The 20,778-nt window shown below is 55.4% G+C and carries 19 protein-coding genes; 8 read left to right on the top strand and 11 right to left on the bottom strand.

Annotated elements, in window-relative coordinates:
* Position 1: 1 nt before the first annotated feature.
* The 5 genes from trpC to ACUN8H_RS16020 all read right to left on the bottom strand — a co-directional run bounded on the left by trpC (position 2) and on the right by ACUN8H_RS16020 (position 7,160).
* Positions 2 to 805 carry an indole-3-glycerol phosphate synthase TrpC gene (gene trpC, locus ACUN8H_RS16040; protein ID WP_445533065.1) on the bottom strand — a complete coding sequence of 268 codons (804 nt, stop codon included), beginning with the start codon at positions 803 to 805 and terminating at the stop codon, positions 2 to 4.
* 41 nt (positions 806 to 846) lie between these two features.
* The gene (trpD, locus tag ACUN8H_RS16035; RefSeq protein WP_290696041.1) at positions 847 to 1,863 is read right to left on the bottom strand and encodes an anthranilate phosphoribosyltransferase; all 1,017 of its coding nucleotides are present in this window, start codon (positions 1,861 to 1,863) and stop codon (positions 847 to 849) included.
* A 36-nt stretch (positions 1,864 to 1,899) separates the two neighbouring features.
* Positions 1,900 to 2,490, bottom strand: a complete 591-nt coding sequence (locus ACUN8H_RS16030; protein WP_445533064.1) for an anthranilate synthase component II — start codon at positions 2,488 to 2,490, stop codon at positions 1,900 to 1,902.
* A 132-nt stretch (positions 2,491 to 2,622) separates the two neighbouring features.
* Positions 2,623 to 5,412, bottom strand: coding sequence for a formate dehydrogenase subunit alpha (fdhF, locus tag ACUN8H_RS16025; protein ID WP_445533063.1), 2,790 nt, complete (start codon positions 5,410 to 5,412; stop codon positions 2,623 to 2,625).
* Positions 5,409 to 7,160 (bottom strand): NAD(P)H-dependent oxidoreductase subunit E, encoded by a 1,752-nt coding sequence (locus tag ACUN8H_RS16020; RefSeq protein ID WP_445533062.1) that lies wholly within the window; start codon positions 7,158 to 7,160, stop codon positions 5,409 to 5,411. Before ACUN8H_RS16020 ends, fdhF begins: the two co-directional genes overlap by 4 nt.
* A 240-nt stretch (positions 7,161 to 7,400) precedes the next feature.
* Here ACUN8H_RS16020 and ACUN8H_RS16015 point away from each other — a divergent pair, with 240 nt between their 5' ends.
* Positions 7,401 to 8,315 carry a metal ABC transporter substrate-binding protein gene (locus tag ACUN8H_RS16015; protein WP_445533061.1) on the top strand — a complete coding sequence of 305 codons (915 nt, stop codon included), beginning with the start codon at positions 7,401 to 7,403 and terminating at the stop codon, positions 8,313 to 8,315.
* Between the two features lie 37 nt (positions 8,316 to 8,352).
* Here the strand turns inward: ACUN8H_RS16015 and trpE are convergent, their stop codons facing one another.
* Complete coding sequence (gene trpE / locus ACUN8H_RS16010) at positions 8,353 to 9,840, bottom strand: anthranilate synthase component I (protein WP_445533125.1); 1,488 nt, start codon at positions 9,838 to 9,840, stop codon at positions 8,353 to 8,355.
* A 2-nt stretch (positions 9,841 to 9,842) separates the two neighbouring features.
* Positions 9,843 to 10,568 carry a phosphoglycolate phosphatase gene (locus ACUN8H_RS16005; RefSeq protein ID WP_445533060.1) on the bottom strand — a complete coding sequence of 242 codons (726 nt, stop codon included), beginning with the start codon at positions 10,566 to 10,568 and terminating at the stop codon, positions 9,843 to 9,845.
* 199 nt (positions 10,569 to 10,767) lie between these two features.
* Here ACUN8H_RS16005 and ACUN8H_RS16000 point away from each other — a divergent pair, with 199 nt between their 5' ends.
* Positions 10,768 to 12,066 (top strand): NAD(P)/FAD-dependent oxidoreductase, encoded by a 1,299-nt coding sequence (locus ACUN8H_RS16000; protein ID WP_445533059.1) that lies wholly within the window; start codon positions 10,768 to 10,770, stop codon positions 12,064 to 12,066.
* Positions 12,067 to 12,128: 62 nt separating this feature from the next.
* Here the strand turns inward: ACUN8H_RS16000 and rpe are convergent, their stop codons facing one another.
* Complete coding sequence (gene rpe / locus ACUN8H_RS15995; protein ID WP_445533058.1) at positions 12,129 to 12,824, bottom strand: ribulose-phosphate 3-epimerase; 696 nt, start codon at positions 12,822 to 12,824, stop codon at positions 12,129 to 12,131.
* 275 nt (positions 12,825 to 13,099) lie between these two features.
* On the opposite strand from rpe, the gene cysP reads away from it, so the two are divergent.
* Genes cysP through ACUN8H_RS15970 form a run of 5 tightly spaced genes read left to right on the top strand, consistent with a single transcriptional unit; the run spans position 13,100 to position 17,563 of the window.
* Positions 13,100 to 14,110, top strand: a complete 1,011-nt coding sequence (gene cysP / locus ACUN8H_RS15990; RefSeq protein ID WP_445533057.1) for a thiosulfate ABC transporter substrate-binding protein CysP — start codon at positions 13,100 to 13,102, stop codon at positions 14,108 to 14,110.
* Between the two features lie 26 nt (positions 14,111 to 14,136).
* The gene (gene cysT, locus ACUN8H_RS15985) at positions 14,137 to 14,991 is read left to right on the top strand and encodes a sulfate ABC transporter permease subunit CysT (protein WP_445533056.1); all 855 of its coding nucleotides are present in this window, start codon (positions 14,137 to 14,139) and stop codon (positions 14,989 to 14,991) included.
* On the top strand, positions 14,991 to 15,818 hold the full coding sequence (gene cysW / locus ACUN8H_RS15980; RefSeq protein ID WP_445533055.1) for a sulfate ABC transporter permease subunit CysW: 828 nt from the start codon (positions 14,991 to 14,993) through the stop codon (positions 15,816 to 15,818). The genes cysT and cysW overlap by 1 nt, the downstream gene beginning before the upstream one ends.
* A complete protein-coding gene (locus ACUN8H_RS15975) occupies positions 15,815 to 16,909 on the top strand; it encodes a sulfate/molybdate ABC transporter ATP-binding protein (RefSeq protein ID WP_445533054.1) in 1,095 nt (364 codons plus the stop codon). Before cysW ends, ACUN8H_RS15975 begins: the two co-directional genes overlap by 4 nt.
* Before the next feature lie 60 nt (positions 16,910 to 16,969).
* Positions 16,970 to 17,563, top strand: a complete 594-nt coding sequence (locus ACUN8H_RS15970) for a YajG family lipoprotein (RefSeq protein WP_445533053.1) — start codon at positions 16,970 to 16,972, stop codon at positions 17,561 to 17,563.
* Positions 17,564 to 17,612: 49 nt separating this feature from the next.
* Here the strand turns inward: ACUN8H_RS15970 and ACUN8H_RS15965 are convergent, their stop codons facing one another.
* The 3 genes from ACUN8H_RS15965 to ACUN8H_RS15955 form a co-directional block, all read right to left on the bottom strand.
* Positions 17,613 to 18,245 carry a thiopurine S-methyltransferase gene (locus ACUN8H_RS15965; protein ID WP_445533052.1) on the bottom strand — a complete coding sequence of 211 codons (633 nt, stop codon included), beginning with the start codon at positions 18,243 to 18,245 and terminating at the stop codon, positions 17,613 to 17,615.
* A 27-nt stretch (positions 18,246 to 18,272) separates the two neighbouring features.
* A complete protein-coding gene (locus ACUN8H_RS15960; RefSeq protein ID WP_445533051.1) occupies positions 18,273 to 18,908 on the bottom strand; it encodes a TIGR04211 family SH3 domain-containing protein in 636 nt (211 codons plus the stop codon).
* 88 nt (positions 18,909 to 18,996) lie between these two features.
* Entirely contained in the window at positions 18,997 to 19,326 is a 330-nt protein-coding gene (locus tag ACUN8H_RS15955; protein ID WP_035583969.1) for a DUF1820 family protein, read from the bottom strand.
* 202 nt (positions 19,327 to 19,528) lie between these two features.
* Between ACUN8H_RS15955 and ACUN8H_RS15950 the strand changes: the two genes are divergently transcribed.
* Positions 19,529 to 20,752 carry an ATP-grasp domain-containing protein gene (locus ACUN8H_RS15950; protein ID WP_445533050.1) on the top strand — a complete coding sequence of 408 codons (1,224 nt, stop codon included), beginning with the start codon at positions 19,529 to 19,531 and terminating at the stop codon, positions 20,750 to 20,752.
* Positions 20,753 to 20,778: the final 26 nt, after the last annotated feature.

The following is a 20,778-nucleotide window of genomic DNA, read 5'->3' as shown; positions in this document are numbered from 1 at the left end:
ATTAGAAGAAGAGCCGTTTGAGCGCCAAGCCGGGGTCGTTTTCGCGCATAAACGCCTCACCAACCAGGAAGCCATTGACATTATGGTCGCGCATTAGCTCAACGTCATCGCGAGTGTGAATACCCGATTCGGTAATCACGGTAACGCTCTCCGGTATACGCGGCAGCAGATCCAGCGTTGTATTGAGACTGGTGTCAAAGGTGTGCAAATTGCGGTTGTTGATACCCACCAGTTTTAGCTCCAGCGCCAAAGCGCGCTCCAGCTCTTCAGCATCGTGCACCTCTACCAATACATCCATACCCAACTGATTGGCCTGCTGTTGTAGATCACGCAGCTGTGCGTCATCCAGGGCGGCGACGATCAATAAGATACAGTCGGCACCAATGGCCCGCGCTTCACTGACCTGATAACCATGGGTGATAAAGTCTTTACGAATTACCGGTAGCGTACACACATCCCGCGCGGCGATCAGGTAGTCTTCATGGCCCTGGAAGAAGTCGGCATCGGTGAGCACCGATAGACAGGCAGCGCCCACTTGCGCATAGCTTTTGGCGATATCGGACGGGTGAAACTCCTCACGAATAACGCCTTTCGAGGGAGAGGCTTTTTTCACCTCGGCGATGATGGCAGCATCCCCGTCGGCGATGCGTGTATTGAGGGCCTCAATAAAGCCACGCGGAGCACTCTGCTGCTCTCCTAACGCGAGTAAATCCGCTTCAGATACGGCTTGGCGGCGCTCAGCCACTTCCTGGTCTTTGCGGGCCAGAATGCGAGTTAAAATAGTCGGCGTTGACTGTTGAGTCATAGTAATCTCATCTTATTGAAAAGCGTGCTGCTGAAAACTGACTATTTAAACACGCTGGTAAAGTGCGAAAGCTCTTTGAGTTTTTCCAGCGGCAGTTTGGACGCCTGGGCGTCTTGGGCGACCATCACGCCCTCTTTCAATGTGTCGGCCACCCCTGCACAGTAAAGTGCTGCGCCTGCGTTCAGCGCAACCATATCAGCAGCGGCGCCTTCCCCCGAAAGGGCGGCTTTAACCAAGCGTAAGCTATCTTCGGCACTGTTGGCTTTCAGCGTTGCCAAGCTTTGGCGCTCAATGCCCAGTTCCTCGGGCGTAATGGTGTATTGGGTAATCTCACCCTCTTTTAGCTCGGCGACTAACGTCGGGCTGGCAAGCGAGATTTCATCCAGACCCTCCTCGGAGTGCACGACCATCACGTGGCGGCTACCCAAGGTTTTAAGCACTTCCGCCATTAACGGCACCAGTTCTGGCGCGTAAACACCTAGCACTTGGTTAGGTGCGCCAGCGGGGTTGGTCAACGGGCCTAAAATGTTGAACAGTGTGCGCACACCCATTTCGCGACGCGGGCCAATAGCGTAGCGCATGGCCGGATGGTGGTTGGGAGCAAACATAAAGCCCACGCCCACCTGCTCGATGCAGCGTGCTACCTGGTCAGGTTTGAGATCGAGATAGATACCCGCCACATCGAATAAATCGGCACTGCCGGAAGACGACGAAACGCTGCGGTTACCGTGCTTGGCCACATGAGCACCAGCGGCGGCGGCCACAAAACTGGCCGCGGTGGAAACGTTAAAGAGATTAGCGCCATCACCACCGGTGCCGACGATATCCACCACGTTTTCAGCGTTAAGCTCAACACGCTTCATTAGCTCGCGCATTACCTGGGCGGCAGCGCTAATTTCGATAGCACTTTCGCCCTTCATGGCCAGGCCGACCAGCAGCCCGCCAATTTGTGCATCGCTGGCATCGCCGGTCATGATTTGGCGCATCAAAGCGTGCATAGCATCGAAAGAGAGGTCTTCGCGGCGCATCACCGCATTAATCGCGTCTCGCATTTGCATGAGCAGAGGAGCCCCTAAAGCGTTTGAAACCGGCCGTCAGCCGCGTTTTAAAAAATTGGCCAAAAGCTCATGGCCTTGGCGGGTAAGAATAGATTCAGGGTGAAACTGCACCCCTTCGATATCCAGCTCGCGGTGGCGTAACCCCATGATCAAGCCGGGGGTAACGTCGTCCTCGCCGGTCCAGGCGGTAATTTCCAAACAATCCGGTAGCGTCTCTTTGTCGACGACAAGGGAGTGATAACGGGTCACTTCCACGGGGTTATCCAGCCCTTCGAACACGCCTTGGCTATCGTGCAGTACGGCTGATGTCTTGCCATGCATCACCTGCGGAGCGCGCACTACCTTGCCACCATAAACTTGTCCAATGGCCTGATGGCCAAGGCAAACACCCAAGATAGGAAGTTTGCCCGCGAAGTGCTCAATGGCGGCCATGGAAATACCCGCCTCATTGGGCGTGCAGGGCCCTGGCGATACCACTAGGTGTGTAGGCGCCAGCGCTTCGATCTGCTCAATGGTGATCTCGTCATTACGGTGAGTGATGACGTCTGCGCCCAGCTCGCCAAGGTACTGCACGATGTTGAACGTGAAACTATCGTAGTTATCGAGCATTAAGACTGTTTGAGCCATAACCCCTTGATACTCCTATAAAAGCCTGTGCAATGGCTCTTTTGTCATCCAGGCGGTTACCCAGATTAGTCGTCGATTGCCATCCGCTTCATGCGTTCGATGATACCGCAACCTGCGCCTCTCTTGCAGGGGTTAAGTACCGCCCTGGGTGAGTCGGCAGGCGGCGTACTTAAACTCAGGGATTTTGCCATAGGGATCGAGTGCCGGATTGGTGAGTAGATTCGCGGCGGCTTCAGCATAGGCAAACGGCACAAACACCATTCCATCGGGGATGTTCGGGTCGACTCGCGCGGCCAGTGTAATCGTGCCGCGGCGGGTCGTAATGGCCAGTGGGTCGCCCGGTGCGATCCCCAGGCGATTAAGCTCGCCGGGAGAAAGACTGGCGACCGCGTCCGGCTCTAAAGCGTCCAATACAACGCTGCGCCGCGTCATCGACCCTGTATGCCAGTGCTCAAGCTGGCGGCCTGTGGTCAGCACTGTCGGGAAGTCGTCATCGACCGGCTCATCGGGGGGTAAAAGCCGCGTGGGGGAGAATTTGGCCCGCCCGCCTGGTCGAGGGAAGGCATCGCTGAATACGACGTCCTGGCCGGGAGCATCGTCGGCGGCGCAAGGGTAAGTCACCGATCCTTCTCGCGCCAAGCGCTCCCAACTGATGTGATTGAGCGAGGCCATGCCCTGCTGCATCTCGTCAAACACATCGCCAGGCTGTTGATAGGCCCATCCCAACCCGAAACGATTGGCAATCTGTTGAATGATCCACCAGTCGGGCTTGGCCTCACCAGGTAACGGTAAGGCAATACGGCCCAGCTGAACCTGTCGATTGGTATTGGTCACCGTGCCCTCTTTTTCCGGCCAGGCTGAGGCGGGCAAAATGACGTCGGCAAACTGCGCGGTTTCCGTGACAAACAGATCCTGCACCACCAAATGTTCAAGCTTGCCCAACGCAGCCCGTGCGTGGTGCAGGTCCGGGTCAGACATTGCCGGGTTTTCGCCCAGAATATACATCCCGCGGATCTGACCGGCGTGAATGGCGTCCATAATTTCCACTACCGTTAGGCCCGGCTGAGCATTTAGCGGTGTGCTCCAAAGTTCTTCAAAAGCGGCGCGCAGCTGAGCGTCACCTACTGGCTGGTAGTCAGGCAGCACCATAGGGATCAAGCCCGCATCCGAAGCCCCCTGCACATTGTTTTGGCCACGCAGCGGATGCAGCCCGGTACCGGGGCGGCCGGTGTGGCCACAGGCCAGCGCCAGCGAGATCAAACAGCGGGCGTTGTCAGTACCGTGAGTATGCTGTGAGATACCCATGCCCCAAAAGATCATCGCTTTCTCGGCATTGGCGTAGCGTCGGGCGACATCTCGAATGATGTCTGGCGCAACACCGCAATGTTCGCTCATGGCTTCAGGGCTGCTCATCGCCACACTCTGCTTTAGCGCTTCAAAGCCCTCGGTGTGTGCCGCAATATACGCTTCGTTATAGCGTCCTTCGGCAATAATCACATGGAGAATGGCGTTGAATAGCGCCACATCGGCACCCGGCGTAAATCTTACGCTCAGGCTGGCGTAGTTATCTAATGCTTGGCCGCGGGGGTCGAGGATAATAATTTCAGTGCCGCGTTTAGCGGCCTGTTTGAAAAACGTGGCGGCGACAGGATGATTGACCGCCGGGTTGCAGCCGGTAAGAATCACCACGTCCGCTTCCAGCGCCTGCATAAAAGAAGCGGTCACCGCCCCGGAACCCAGGCACTCCATCAACGCCGCCACGGAGCTTGCGTGGCACAGCCGCGTACAGTGGTCGACGTTATTGTTGCCAAAGCCAGTGCGCACCAGCTTCTGAAACAGCCACGCCTCTTCATTCGAGCACTTGGCGCTCCCAAACCCTGCCAGCGCGCTTGGGCCGTGCTGGGCTTTTAGCTCAACCAAACCGTCCGCGGCGGCCGCTAGCGCCTCCTCCCAGCTAACGGCGCGAAAATGCGACAGTGGCTGGGCGGGGTCGAAGGAAGGATCCAAGCGTTTCGGAACACCCGGCTTACGTATCAAGGGTGTAGTCAAGCGCGCAGGGTGGCGCGGGTAATCAAATCCAAACCGCCCTTTGACACACAGCCGGTTGTGGTTGGAAGGGCCGTCGCGCCCTTCCACATAGGCAATGTCATCGTTTTTAATGTGGTAGGTAAGCTGGCAGCCCACGCCACAGTAGGGGCACACTGAGTCGACTTGGCGATCTACCGCTTTCGAGTCGCCCTGCCCCTGTTGATTAATAAGCGTGGCTGGCATCAACGCGCCCGTCGGGCACGCCTGCACGCATTCGCCACACCCCACGCAAGTGCTTTCGCCCATGGGGTCATTGAAATCGAACACGATGTTGGCCGCCGCCCCGCGGTTCGCTAGGCCAATCACGTCATTGCTCTGGACTTCACGGCAAGCGCGCACGCAAAGCGTACACTCGATACAAGCGTCCAAGTTGACCCGCATGGCGGGGTGGCTGGCGTCCAAGGCGTCAACCTGATTCACCTTCTCACTATGCCTGGGTGGCAACCAGGCTTTAACACTGCTGTGTTCGACGCCTAACTGGTCGGCCATCGCCCAAAAGTGGCTCGAGCGGTCAGGGCTATGCTCACGTGAGGGTTGATCCGCCATCAGCAGTTCCATCACGCCTTCCCGAGCGACTTTTACGCGCTCAGAGCTGGCGCTATGCACCTTCATATTAGGCACCGCCTCGCGCAGACAACTCGCCGTTAAGGCACGCTCTCCCTCCACCTCGACCATGCAAACACGGCAGTTGCCATCGGCGCGGTAACCGGGGGCGTCTTTAAAGCACAGATGGGGAATGGTTTCACCCTCGCGCTTGGCGACCTGCCAAAGGGTTTCACCGGGATAAGCCGTAACTTCCACGCCATCGAGGGTTAATGCGAAAGGTTCACTCATGGCGCGCCCCCTTCAGCAACCGATGCGGTCGCATCGCTGACAATAATCTGCTGGTGAGTAAGCGTTGTGCGAAAATCTTTCAGTAGCCCGAGCACCGGATTGGGAGCGGCTTGGCCTAGCCCACAAATCGAAGCATCCTGCATCACCTGCGCCAGACGGGTAAGCTGGCCGACATCCCATTCGTCACGCGCCAGCAGCGTCAGCATTTTTTCTGTGCCTACACGGCAAGGGGTACACTGCCCGCAGGACTCATCGGCAAAAAATGCCAATAGGTTGGTCGCCACCGCCTGCAAGTTATCCCGCTGAGAAAGCACGATGACCGCCGCCGAACCAATAAAACAGCCGTGGGCCTGGAGCGTATCGAAATCCAACGGGATATCCGCTTTGCTGGCGGGCAATATACCACCTGAGGCGCCACCGGGCAGATAAGCGGCCAAATGGTGACCCTCAACCATGCCGCCGCAGTACTCATCAATCAGTTCGCGCAGCGTGATCCCGGCAGGGGCCAAATAAACGCCTGGATGTTTGACGCGGCCTGAAACGGAAAAACTGCGTAGCCCAGAACGACCGTTGCGGCCTTGCTTAGCAAACCAATCGGCGCCTCTATGCCAAATCGGGGTTATCCAATACACAGTCTCCACATTATTGACCAGCGTCGGGCGACCAAATAGCCCTTGCTGAGCCACATAGGGAGGACGGTGACGTGGCTTGCCGGGTTTGCCTTCCAGCGATTCAATCAACGCCGACTCTTCGCCGCAAATATAGGCCCCAGCACCACGTCGTAGCACGATATACCCCGGCTCACTCAGCCCTGCTCGTTCAAGCTCCTCAATCGCTTCGCGTAGCACGCGATGCAAGCCTGGGTACTCATCGCGTAAATAAATATACAGCGCCTGAGCTTCAATCGCCCAGGCGCTGACAAGAGCGCCTTCTAAAAACTGATGGGGTGATTTTTCAAGGTGGTAGCGGTCTTTAAAGGTGCCCGGCTCGCCTTCGTCAGCATTGATCACACAGTAACGGGGCCCCGGTTCCTCGCGCAGGAAGTGCCACTTTTTAAAGGTCGGAAACCCTGCGCCGCCAAGCCCTCTTAACCCCGCGAGCTCAAGCTGGGTCATTAGCTGTTCAACGCTCACGCGGCCAACAAGGCAGTCAGCCAACAGTTGATAGCCACCCTGCTGCCGATACGCTTCCAGGCGCTGCCATAAAATCGCTTCAGGGTGGAAATGCCCCGTATCAACCACCGCCTCAACGCCTTCAGCAGTGGCAAAATTGACGTGGTGATGGCCCACTTCTACCACCGGCGCGCTATCGCAGCGCCCCATGCAGGGAGCGCGTATCACGCGCACGGTCTCTGGATCGAAGCCCGCTGTTAATTTGGCTTTCAGCTGTGTGGCCCCGGCCAACTGGCAGGAGAGCGAATCACACACCCGCACGGTGGTGTCGGGCGGCGGCGTTTGGCCGTCGTGCACCACGTCAAAGTGAGCGTAAAAGGTAGCGGTTTCATAGACCGCAGCCATGGGCAGGTTCATATACGCCGCCAAAGCCCGCAGCTCAATCATGGATAGATGGCCGTGAGCATCTTGGATAACGTGTAGATGTTCAAGTAGCTGATCGCGTTGGCGTAAACTAGGCTGTTGCCGTTCATCACCCAATAGCGCTCTTAACGTCACCAATGCCACGGGGGATAAGTCACGGCCTTTGGGATGGCCGCGCCGACGCCGCGAAGAAGAAACCGTTTGGTTAGTCATAAGGCACGCTATGCTTAGGGGTGTAATACTGTTCAGCATAGTGGCAGTTGCCTTTAGAGGGAATCCTCCCTTGGGCAATAGCGCTCTTCTGTGTCGCCGTATTGGAACTGGCAACCGGCCACCGCAGTCTTTATTATCGGGCGTCTTTTGTGACGGTTTTGTGGCCGTTTTACGACAGTTTTAACGTATGTTTTTTATAGGTTTTTTTAACAATATTTTCTAGCCAGTTAGGAGCATGGGATGTCAAAGCGGGTTACCTGGGTAGGTTCGCTCTTATTGGTCATGCTGATAAGCGTTGGGCCAGTCAATGCCAACGCAGCGTTACGCGTTATCGCTTCGTTTTCAGTGATGGAAGAGTTGGTTAAACGCGTGGCTGGCGACTCGGTCAGCGTCAACGTCATTGTGCCTGCCGGCGAAGATGTTCATCGCTGGGAGTTAACGCCCCCCAATGTGCTCGCTTTAGAAGATACCCATATCGTATTTTATAACGGACTGGGGTTAGAGCCCTGGATCCGTCATATTGAAGCGATGTCCGACGACCAGCTAACCCTCGTCGAAGTGGCGAAAAAGGCCGACTACGCACCGCTGATGATTTCGACCGGTCAGTACAGAGGCGAACCCGACCCGCACATGTGGATGGCACCCGACGGCGCCGCCGCTTACCTTGACGTGATAGCAGAAACGTTAGCCGAGCATCTACCCGAACAGGCCGAGGCGTTTTATGCCCGCGCCGAAGAGGCTCGTAACGCATTAGCGAACCTGAGTTTAGAAGTGAAAGAGCGGCTCGACGGCATTCCTCAAACCAACCGCACCCTGATCACTAGCGAAGCTAGCTTTGGTTATTTCGCGCGTGCATTCTCGTTTGAAGCCCAGGGAGTATGGGGCGTTAATCACGAAACCCACGGTAACGCCCAGGCAATGGCCAAAATGAGCGAGCGACTTGTTAACAAACGCCCTTCGGCGCTGTTTTTTGAAAGCAAGACGCCTAGCATTCATATGGATGCCCTCGCACGGGAGCACTCGCTTCCCCTAGCAGGCCCTCTGTATGTCGACTCGCTGAGCGGTGCCGATGGCCCAGCCGCCAACTACTCGGCCATGCTGCGCCATAACGCTGAAGTCATGCATACTGCCTTGGGAGGCGCTACGGCGGAGTAATTAGCGGCAGCGCTCCTCATTGTTCGGCAAGTGCGTGCTACAGGTTATCTAGCCCACGTTCCGCCATAGCCACTGCACGGAAAATCGCACGCCCTTTGTTAAGCGTTTCCTGCCACTCCATTTCGGGCACGGAGTCAGCCACAATACCGGCTCCGGCCTGAACATGAAGCTGGCCATCCTTGATGACCGCCGTGCGAATGGCGATGGCGGTATCCATATTGCCATGCCAAGAGAGATAGCCGACTGCCCCGGAGTAGATGCCGCGCTTGACCGGCTCTACCTCATCGATAATTTCCAGTGCCCGAATTTTAGGTGCGCCAGAAACCGTCCCTGCGGGAAACGTCGCGCGCAGCGCATCCATCGCAGTTAAACCGGGCTTCAATTTACCTGTGACGTTAGAAACGATATGCATAACGTGAGAGTAGCGCTCAACCACCATCTGGTCGGTCACGTCGACGCTGCCCGTTTGGCAAATTCTGCCCACATCGTTGCGGCCTAAATCGATCAGCATTAAATGCTCGGCGAGTTCCTTGGGGTCTGCTAGTAAGTCTGCTTCGAGGGCGTCATCTTCTTCCTCCGTTCTACCGCGTTTGCGGGTACCAGCAATGGGGCGTACGGTGACTTCGCCTTCTTCCATGCGGGTAAGTATCTCGGGTGATGAGCCCACCACGTGATGATCATCCAAATTGAAGAAAAACATATACGGCGATGGATTAAGGCTGCGCAGGGCGCGGTAGAGATCCAGCGGCGAGGCCTGATAGGGAATCGACATTCGCTGGGAAGGCACGCACTGCATGATATCGCCAGCCAGCACGTACTCTTTGATTTTATCGACGGCGGCTTTAAAACCCTGTTCCGTAAAGCCTGAATTAAAGTCACTCTCCTTGACCGGCTGCCGACCGCTGCCCGCATTATTGGGGCTGATATGCGCTTCGCGCAGGCGGGTTTCAAGGTGTTTAAGATGTGCCTGTCCGCGCTCAAGGGCGTCTGCTTCGGCAGGGTCAACGTGAGTCCAGATTGTCAGCCGCCCGGAAAGGTTGTCGAACACCACAAAGTCATTGCATACCATGAGCAGAATATCGGGCACGTTCAGCGGGTCAGGCTTGTCCGCCCCGCCGCGTAAGCGCGGTTCGATATAGCGAATCGTGTCGTAACCGAAGTAACCGACCAAGCCCCCATCAAAGCGCGGCTGATCATCCAATTTGGGCACCTTGAAACGGCTCTGGAATTTCTCAATCCACGCTAGCGGGTCCTCCACTTCGGTGACACCGAGCGTTTCACCCTCTTTGATATGACGCACCGTAAAGCCACGTACCTCAATACGTTCATGACTCGGCAGACCAATCATTGAGTAGCGACCCCATTTCTCACCGCCCTGTACCGACTCGAACAAAAAGGTCCAGGGAGTGTTCGCCAGCTTTAAATAAGTAGACAGCGGCGTATCTAAATCAGCGAGTACATCACGCGAAACAGGAATTCGGTTGTAACCTGCTTCGCTAAGCTCGTGAAAATGTTCCGGGGTCATCATTAAGCGGTCCTTGTCGCATGGGGTGCAGTCATCAACAGTTCTGTTAACGAAGAGAGCACTAAGTCGGGGTGGCTATCTTCGATGGGCTCGCCGTGGTTGTAGCCGTAGGGTAACGCCACGGTCATAAAACCCGCCGCTTTACCAGCAGCAATATCATGCCGGGAATCGCCCACCATTACACACTCAGCCGGGGAAATTTGGCAGCGGCTAGCAGCGTGCAGCAGTGGCATTGGATGGGGCTTTTTTTCATCCAACGAATCACCACCGACCCATAGCGTAAAATACGTCAACAGATTGAAGTGATGTAAGAGCGGTTCAATAAAGCGCTCTGGTTTATTGGTGATCAGCGCGAGTGTCACTCCTTGCTGATGCAGCGCCCGGAGCGCTTGCTCAACGCCAGGATAGAGCGTTGTGTGCACATGCGGGGCAGCGCCATAGTAAGCCATAAAAATATCATAGCCACGCGCCAGCAGTGCAGGTGCTGGCGGCGCCTGCAACGCCCAGGTAAGGGCTCTTTCGACTAATACAGGCGCCCCGTTGCCGACCCAGTCACGCACCTCTGCCTCGCTCGGCGCACGCAATTCAAGCGTCTTAAGGGTGTGAACCACCGCGGCGGCAAGGTCAGGTACAGAATCTATAAGCGTGCCGTCCAAATCGAAGGCTATTAGCCGCTTACCCTGTAGCGCTGAATGTAGGTCTGAATAGCGTATGGAATGCACCGTCATTGCCCTTTAGCGTCGTTTACGGCTAAGCCCGTTTTGAGCGCCGTGGTTACTCTGCCTGCTCAGCAAAGCGCTTCAAACATCACTAAAAAAATTGCGTTTGTCGTTAGCCGACCATCTTACCTGCTCAAGGCAAACTTTCGCATTAGTCAGAAGCCCAAGAAACTTCTATGCTTGGGCTAATTTAGCCAAGGAGAGAGTGATGGCCATACCCAGGATTGTGATAGTTGGTGGCGGTGCTGGCGGGTTAGCGCTCGCTACGCGCCTAGGGCATACGTTAGGTAAACGTAAACACGCAGAAATTGTGCTGCTGGATCGTAACACCACCCATGTTTGGAAGCCGCTTCTGCATGAATTGGCGACCGGGGTGCTGAACTCCAGCATGGATGAAGTCGATTATCGCGGGCATTCATCTGCCCATTTCTATCGTTATCAACGCGGGTCGCTGACAGGTATTGATCGCCAGCAGCAAACGCTGCATTTAGCGCCCGTTAAAGACGAAGATGGCTATGAGGTTCTGCCGGGTCGGGAGTTAACCTATGACTACTTGGTCATGGCACTAGGCAGTGTCTCAAATGACTTCGGCACGCCCGGCGTCGCCGAGCACTGCCACTTCATTGATTCGCCCCAACAAGCCAAAGCGTTTCAGCGCGATATGATCAACACCTTCTTGCGTTATACCGACCCCACCCTGCGTCAGCATACCCAACTGACCATCGGTATTGTGGGGGGCGGCGCGACAGGGGTAGAACTAGCGGCTGAGCTGTTCGATGCGTCGCGAATGCTCAATGCCTATGGCGTGACGGCAATAGACCACCAGCACATTAGCGTCCACTTACTGGAAGCCGCACCGCGCCTGCTGCCGGGGCTCTCTGAACGGGTCAGCCAAACGGTCAGAACCCAGCTTGAAAGCATGGGCGTGACGGTTCATACCGATACCGCGATCAAGGAAGCCCAGGCGCACCGGCTAGTGACCAACGATGGCGAAGAGATCGAAACAGATATCAACGTGTGGGCAGCGGGCATTAAAGCGCCGCAATTTCTCACCGAACTTGGCCTTACCACGAACAAGAAGAACCAAATCGAAGTCAATAAAACCCTGCAAAGTGTTGACGATGCACGGATATTTGCACTTGGCGACTGCGCCAGTTGCCCGATGGGTGAAGATGGTAGTGTGCCACCGCGCGCGCAAGCAGCGCATCAACAAGCCAAGTTACTAGCCAAAAACCTGATAAACCAGCTAGAAGATAAGCCATTGCATGATTTTCGCTACCGTGATCATGGCTCACTGGTATCACTGGCGCGCTACGATGCAGTGGGTAACTTAATGCGCAGCTCCGCCTCCCGCGGCCTGTTTTTAGAGGGCTGGCTGGCTCGTCAAGCCTATGCATCGCTCTACCGCATGCATCAACTCTCTATCCATGGGGCGCCGAAGACGGGGCTGGCCTGGCTAGTGGACAAGCTCAACAAATATTTAAAACCACGGATGAAATTGCACTAATCGCCCCGTTCCTCCCTGAGTTGCTTTGTTCTCGGTTGAGCTCTAGGTCAAACCGTCCTCGATTATGCCTTAGCCAGCGCCGCCCGGAGCTGTTTGATCACGGTGTCATAGCCGTAAGGGTCGCTGGCTTGGTGGGCGCTGAAAATGGCTGAGCCCGCCACAAAAGTATCGGCACCCGCCGCAGCGATCTCAGCGATGTTGTCCACTTTTACGCCGCCGTCGATTTCCAAGCGGATAGCATAGTTCGAGGCATCAATGCGCGCGCGCGCCTCGCGCAACTTGTCCAGCGTACCGGGAATAAATGACTGGCCACCAAATCCTGGGTTGACGCTCATCAGCAGCACCATATCGACTTTATCCATCACATAGTCGAGGTAGGAGAGCGGTGTGGCGGGATTAAACACTAAACCAGCCTTACAACCACCATCGCGGATCAGCTGAAGCGAACGGTCAACGTGCTCAGAGGCTTCAGGGTGAAAGGTGATATAGCTGGCGCCCGCCTCAATAAAGTCACTAATCATCCGATCGACCGGCTTGACCATCAAATGCACATCAATCGGAGCCGTGACGCCGTGTTTGCGCAATGCCTTGCACACCATAGGGCCAATCGTGAGATTGGGTACATAGTGATTGTCCATCACATCGAAGTGAACTATGTCTGCGCCTGCAGCCAGCACGTTGTCTACCTCTTCACCCAGCCGGGCGAAATCAGCTGACAAGATAGAGGGGGCAATTAGAAAATCATGCGCAGCGGTCATATTCCATTCCTGCATAGTAAACAGTAGACGAGAGTAGCCACCCCATAGGCCTGCGAGCACAGGCTAAAAGAGCAGAGCCAAACGCCTATCTTACCAGAGCCGCTTGGTAGAACCACGTATCAGCGAGTTAACGACGGCTGTCCATGTCATCACACGCATATTCTCAAATAGAATATAAAACATAATTGTAATTCCACATTGATAGCTTTAACCTTACTCATATTGCAACACTACTTTTGGCGATACTTTGCGCTTACCGATTTAAGGAGATACCAATGACGTTGCCGACAATTTTCCGCCGCAGCCTGATAGCCATTGCCCTGGGCGTCACAGTGAGTGGCACCGCGGCTGCCCAAGAGCGCGAAATACTCAACTCGTCCTACGATATTGCTCGCGAGCTGTTTTCTGCGATCAACCCTGAGTTTCAAGCATGGTGGCAGGAAGAGCATGGGGAAGAGGTCGCTATTAGCCAATCTCACGGCGGCTCCTCTGCTCAAGCACGCGCCATTCTGCAAGGGTTACGTGCGGATGTAGTGACCTTTAACCAGGTAACCGACGTGCAGGTGCTCGCCGATGCCGGGCTGGTGGCAGAAGACTGGCAAGATGCCTTTGAAAATAACGCATCACCCTACTACTCCACGACGGCGTTTTTAGTGCGCAAAGGCAACCCTAAAGGTATCGAGAGCTGGGATGACTTGGCTAATGAAGATGTCGACATTGTATTCCCCAACCCAAAAACGTCGGGTAACGGTCGCTATACCTATTTAGCCGCCTGGGGTTTTGCTGAAAACGAATTCGATGGTGACGAAGAGCAAATCGAAGAGTTCATGCGCACTTTCCTAGCCAACGTCGCCGTGTTTGATACCGGTGGCCGGGGTGCGACGACTAGCTTTATCGAGCGTGAAATCGGCGATGTACTGATTAGCTTCGAATCTGAAGTTAACAATATTCGTAGCGAGTACGGCAGCGATGATTATGAAGTCATCGTTCCCCCGGTCAGCATTCTCGCTGAGTTCCCCGTTGCCGTTGTTGGCGAAAATGCGGAACGCAACGGTAACACCGATTTGGCCCAAAGCTACCTTGAATATCTCTATACCGAAGAGATGCAGCGCCTGCTCGCGGGCTTCAACTACCGGGTACATAACGAAGCCGTGGTAGAAGAGTTTGCCGACCAGTTCCCAGAGACCGAATTGCTCGAAGTCAACGATGTATTCGGCAGCTGGGACGAGGCAATGGAAACCCACTTTGGTAGTGGCGGACTTTTAGACCAGTTGCAGCGCCGCTAATAACCACTCATGAGTCAGTCTGAACGATGAGTCAACTCGCATCCTGGCGAACCGGCAGCACACGCGTGCTGCCGGGCTTTGGCCTCTCTATGGGTATCAGCGTGCTGTTTATTTCGCTGGTACTGTTACTTCCCATGACGGGTTTGTTTGGCCAGTTAGCCGAACTGAGCTTGGCCGAGTACTTTGCGATCATTACCGAAGGGCGCGTGGTCGCAAGCTACATGGTCACCATTGGCGCGGCCGCGTTCGCTGCGTTGATTAACGCCATCTTTGGCCTGCTACTGGCGTGGGTACTGGTGCGCTATGAGTTTCCTGGCAAACGCTTACTCGACGCCTTGATGGACCTGCCCTTTGCGCTGCCAACTGCCGTGGCCGGCATTACGCTGGCCACGCTTTACGCCAGCAGTGGCTGGATGGGTGGGCTGCTGGAACCCTTAGGCTTCCAAGTCGCCTATACCTGGGTGGGCATTGCGCTGGCCATGGCGTTTACCAGCATCCCTTTTGTGGTGCGCACCGTACAACCCGTGCTGGAAGACCTGCCCGCTGAAGTCGACGAAGCTGCTATGTCGCTGGGTGCCACCGACGGTGTGGCTTTTCGCCGGGTGATCTTGCCGCATATCTGGCCTGCTTTAGTGACCGGTACCGGGCTTGCGTTCGTGCGTTCGCTGGGCGAGTTCGGCGCGATTATTTTTATCGCGGGCAATATGCCCTATGAAACGGAAATCACCGCGCTGATGATTTTCGTCAAGCTGCAAGAGTATGACTACGCGGGGGCATCGGCGATTGCCTCGGTCGTACTGTTTGTCTCATTGACACTGCTACTGGCTATCAACGTTTGGCAGGGCCGCTTTGTACGCCGCCTGCATGGGGGTAAGGGGTAATGCGTCGAATTGGTGATGCACCAGCCGTTAGGCGGCTGCTAATAGGCGCCGCCCTCTTGCTTTCCGCGCTTTTTTTATTACTCCCGCTGGTCGCCATTTTTGCGCAGGCCTTCTCGCAGGGCGTGATGGTCTTCTGGTCCAATGTCAGTGACACCTTTACGCTGCATGCGATTGGCTTAACGCTGATGATAGCGCTACTCACCATTCCGGTTTGCTTGGTATTTGGCGTTGCGCTGGCGTGGCTGGTCACGCGGTTTAGCTTTCCAGGCCGCCGCATTCTACAAACATTGATTGATATCCCCTTTGCCGTCTCCCCCGTGGTGGCCGGCCTTATTTATCTATTGCTGTATGGTCGCAATGGCTGGGTCGGCACTTGGCTGGATGGCCACGATATTCAGCTGATGTTTGCCTGGCCAGGCATTCTGATGGTGACGATTTTTGTTACCTGTCCTTTTGTCGCCCGAGAGCTAATTCCCTTAATGCAGGCGCAAGGTTCGCGCGAAGAGGAAGCGGCGGTGACGCTCGGCGCTTCGGGCTGGACGACGTTTCGCAGGGTCACCCTGCCCAATATTCGCTGGGCACTGCTGTATGGCGTCATCCTGACTAATGCTCGTGCAGTAGGCGAGTTTGGTGCTGTTTCAGTGGTCTCGGGGGCTATTCGTGGCCAGACCAACACATTGCCACTGCACCTTGAGCAGCTTTATCAGGATTATAACGCCGTTGGGGCGTTTGCCTGCGCGGCCTTACTCGCCTTTATTGCCCTATTGACGCTCGCCGCGAAGGCGGGGCTGGAATGGCGCGCATCGCGTCGGGAGGCATTTGCATGAGCATTCAATTACATAACATCGGCAAACACTTCGGCAACACCCAAGCATTAGAACCGATCGACCTGAATATTCACGAAGGCGAACTGGTGGGTTTGCTCGGCCCTTCGGGTTCAGGCAAGACCACGCTGCTACGGATTATCGCAGGATTGGAAAATGCCGATCGCACCGCCCATCCGGGTAAAATCCTATTTGGCGACCGCGATGTCACCAACGTCCATGTGCGAGACCGCCGCATTGGTTTCGTGTTTCAGCACTATGCGCTGTTCCGCCATATGAGCGTTTACGACAACGTGGCGTTTGGGCTGACCGTGCTGTCGCGCAAGCGCCGCCCCAGCAGCGGTGAGATTCGTGCACGGGTGTTCAAGCTGCTTGAGATGGTCAAACTGGAACACCTTGCCAACCGCTACCCTGCCCAGCTTTCCGGTGGTCAGCAGCAGCGTGTCTCGCTGGCCCGCGCCTTGGCGGTAGAGCCTGAAGTATTGCTGCTGGACGAGCCATTTGGCGCCTTGGATGCCAAAGTGCGCCAAGAACTACGTCGCTGGCTGCGTCATCTTCACGACGAGCTCAATTTCACCAGCGTCTTTGTGACTCACGATCAGGAAGAGGCACTGGAGCTTTCCGACCGCGTCGTAGTGATGAGCAATGGCCGCATAGAGCAGATCGACACCCCCGATGAGCTCTACCGCACACCGGCAAACCGCTTTGTATTTGAGTTCTTGGGTGACGTCAATCACCTGGAGGGCAAAGTGAGTAACGGCGTATTGACCTGCGGTGACGCCTATTGGCACGTTGACCTGCCCGATGGTCATGAAGAGCTGTTGCTGCGCCCTCACGAAGTGCGTTTAACCGAGCAGCCGACATCTGAAAGCCACTTGCCTGTCACCATCACAGCGATCTCCCCGGTAGGTGCCGAAGTACGTGTAGAATTGGAAGCCGACTGGCTGGCCCAGCCGTGGCTTGCCACCGTGCGCCACACGGACTTTGAGCATCTGGCACTACGCCGCGGGCAACGTTTATTTGCTCACCCCCGCCACTGGCGGCGCTTCCCGAAGGTTGAAACAAAAGCGACGGAGCAGACTCGCGTCGCATGAACATACCGCCAGGGCGCTAGCCGCGTTATACTGGCCTTTTAGCCATAGCGGAGGAAGACCATGCTTCGGCGTCACTTTTTAAAGATTTCAGGTGTTCTGCTTGCCAGTGCATGGCTAGCCGGTTGTGCTAGCCCGCAGTACCTCCAACTCAGCCCTGAGCGCACTGCGCAGGTGCCTCAGATGGGCTCCGGCCAGCAAGTGACAGTGATTGCTCAAGATGGGCGCGAAAGCGATGTTATTGGTAATCGCGCAGGTGGCGGCATGTCCACTGCTCGCATCACCGTGAGCAGCCATGAACTCATTCCGCGCTTACAGCAAGAAGCCGAGCGCGCCATCAACGAGATGGGCTTTTCGCCCACGACTGAGCAAGCCGAAGGGCGCCCGAGTCTGACCCTTGAACTTGACAGCCTGAACTATGCACGGGGCGACAGCGGCCAACCGTTGGTCGACGAAGCACGCCTTGAAGGCGTCTTCCGGGCTATCGCTAAAAACAAAGGCACGACTTACACTGGCACTTACACATCGCGCCGCACTCAAGGTTATGCGCTTAAACCCGATGCGGACAGCAATACACGCATGCTAAGCGATCTTCTCAGCGATGGTATGAACCGTGCTTTTAGCGATCCAGAGCTGGGCCAATTACTCGCTCGCTAAGACAGCCTGACTTATAAGCGACACAAAAGACGGGCCGCGCCTCTAACCCTTAGAGGCGCGGCCCGCGCCGTTCCAGAGCCCACACACTTTCCGTGCGGCCGTGTTCGTCAGGGCTACCCCCTTCCAAAAACGTTAGCGTGAAGTTAGGCGTGAACAAGCGTTCGATTTCACTAGCAGGAACACTATAGGGAGGCCCCGCCTCACCCTCGTCGTGTGCCAAGCTAATGAGCAGGCCTTTCGCACCTGGCGGCACTAATTGCGCCAGATGGAAGGCATAGCGCTGGCGCGTCGCGGGGGGTAACGCAATTAAAGAAGCGCGATCATAAAACGCGCCTATTTCGGCAGCATGTTGAATGTGCAGGTGAAAGAAATCCCCACACCATAGTTCCACACTACTCTGACGGGAAATGTTGAAACCTGCTTGACGATAGCGTGATACTGACGTGTTGCGTTGGGCCAAAAATTGCTCAATGGCCTCAGGGGCAAACTCGATACCCAGCACCGGATATCCTTGATCTGCCAGCCAGCGCATATCCAGGCTTTTACCGCATAGGGGCACAAGCACTTTGGTGCGCTCAGCCACCCCTAGTGCCCCCCAATGACGCAGAAGCGCTGGGTGCGCTTGCTGCAAGTGAAAGCCAATACGCCCTTCTTGCCAGCGTTTGCGCCACTGATCGCTCATCGTTTAAGCACCTCGTCGAATGCGCGGTTAGAACCAGCGATCACGCTTTTTACGCCGACGTGGCAGGTGCGGCACAATCAGACCTACCAATAAACCCGCGCCAGCCACACCACCGCCGTACATGAAGTAGCGCATCAGGAGATCCTCTTCCTGGGTCTCCAAGCGCGCCTGAAGCCCTCTTACCTGCTGACGCGACTGTTCCGCCTCGCTATCCAGCGCTTGATTACTCGCTTCAAGCTCGGTAATACGCTGCTCACGAACCTCAAGGGTTTCTGTCATCGAAGAAACACGCTGCTCCCAGGATTCATTGATCCCCTCAAGCTCCGCCGTTAACTCTTCTACTTGCGCCTCTAATGCGGGTAATTGTTCAACCGCGCTCGGTGTTTCCTGTAGCTCATCGCTCAACACCCACACCGCGTTACCATCGCTATTGCGAACACGGGTGTAATCGCCACTGGTCTCCAGGACATTAACCTGTTCGCCAGCATTAAGCGTACCGATAATGCGATAGCCATCTGTCGGGCCACTGCGCACGTAGGTACTCAACTCGTCGGTCACCCACGCTTGGTTGTCGGATTGGGCGTTAGCATTGATGCTCGCCACACTGAGTAATACGCCAGCCGCAGCGGCGTAATATCGAAAACGGATTTTAGTTACCTGCATGACATCATGTCCTGATTAAAAACGCTGCAAGGCGGACGAAGCCAGCAGCGCTTGTCGCCTAACTTAGCGGTGCGCTTGTCTCATACGCTTACCCTTCACCGCGCGGAGGCAGCGGAAAGGGACGGGGGAACTCTGCAACACGAGCATCAGTTTTAACCGCTTTTAACGGGCCTTCGCGCTCTACTTCGTCAATGCGCACAATGGCATTTAACGGTAGATAGCTACGTTTGACGCCGTCAAAGGTTCGCTGCAACTTTTCGGTTGCAGGGTCAACCACTACACGTGAAGCATCCTCAAAGACAAACTCCTCGACTTCAATAAAGCCCCAAAGTTCGCTCTGAAAGATCTCACGGACGTATAAATCCCAAATTTCACCCTGCTGGTGAACCACCACACGGTAGATCGGCTTGGCCGCCATCTTGGCCTATTCCTCTTGCCATTTATAAATGAAGTTGAACCGCCTAGCTTACCATACTCCCACCGCTACGCCTTTACGCGAGTACGAGAGGCCTAGCGTGAATGCTGCAGCATATAGGCTCATTAGCCGCACCTGCCCGCCTCGTGTATGGTGATAGGAGTGATTTGGCAGCATATTCATTCACCAAGTAGGAGTCATCAACATGCAAAAGGATCCAAACAAGGGCTACATTGCTCTGCTGGGCTGGAGCCTCAATGCGATTGAAGCGGCTGAGAATTTTGACCGTCGCTACATTGTCGTTGCACCCGACTGGGCGGAAGAGTATTGCCAACAACATGACATCCCTTACGTGCCTTGGAATTTCGAGCGACTCAACGACCGTTCCATGGAAATTGCCGAAACACTCAAAGAAAAGGGTGTTGATGTCGCGATTCCTCTCTACGAAGAAACCGTTGAGTGGGCTGGGGCCATCAACTCCGTACTGCTTGAAAATCCTCGCATTTATGGTCAGTCGCTACTGCTTCGCGATAAGGCATTGATGAAGCGTCGTGCTCAGCTAGGCGGCATCCGCGTGGGTATCTTTGAAGAAGCTCACGACAAAGAAGACGTAGTGCGCTTCTTAAAACGCGTCAACCAGACCCTGCTTAAGCTGGATGGCGACCCCAACGACCCGATCCACCTCAAGGCGTTTGACAAAGCAGGTTGCCTGGGTCACCGCGTGATTCGCACGCCAGACGAGGTCGATACGATTCCCGATGAAGAGTTTCCGGTATTGATGGAATCACATCTGGATGGCTGGGAGTTTGCCGTTGAAGCGTGGATTCACAATGGCAAAATCGTCTTCTTGAACATCTCTGAATATGTGACGCTGGGTTATTCAGTCTTTGTGCCCGCGTCACCAGAGCTCGAGATTTACCGTGAGCAAATTACGCAACAGATTGAAAAACTCATCAAAGCGTTTGATATCGAGTTTGGTTTGATTCACCCCGAATACTTTGTCACCAGCGATGGTGAAATGTACTTCGGTGAAGTGGCCTATCGCCCACCCGGCTTCAAAGTGTTTGAATTGTTAGAGCGTGTTTACGGCTTTAATGCTTATCAAGCGTCCATGCTGGTATTCGACCCCAAAAGCACCCAGGAAGAAGTGGCCAAGTTCTTCCCCAAAGAAGTGGTCGACGCCGATGGTTTTGCCGGCTGCTTTGGCGTTTACCCACGTCGCCGCGTGGTCAGCCGCTTGGAAATTCCCGAAGAGACCGAAGAGCATCCCTATTTCGAGTCTCATGAGCTAACCTCACCAGTAGAAGAAACCGTTACCAAGCGCACTGCATTTGGTACCCACTGGGGTCTGGTCTACTTCAAAGGCGAGGATGCGCATACAATTCGCGATCTGCTAAAACGCCAAGAAGACCTCGACTTCTATGTATAATCCCCGCTGATGCTGGGATAAGGAGT

Source organism: Vreelandella sp. V005 (genome assembly GCF_052645115.1).
This window is presented reverse-complemented; position numbering and strand designations above follow the sequence as displayed.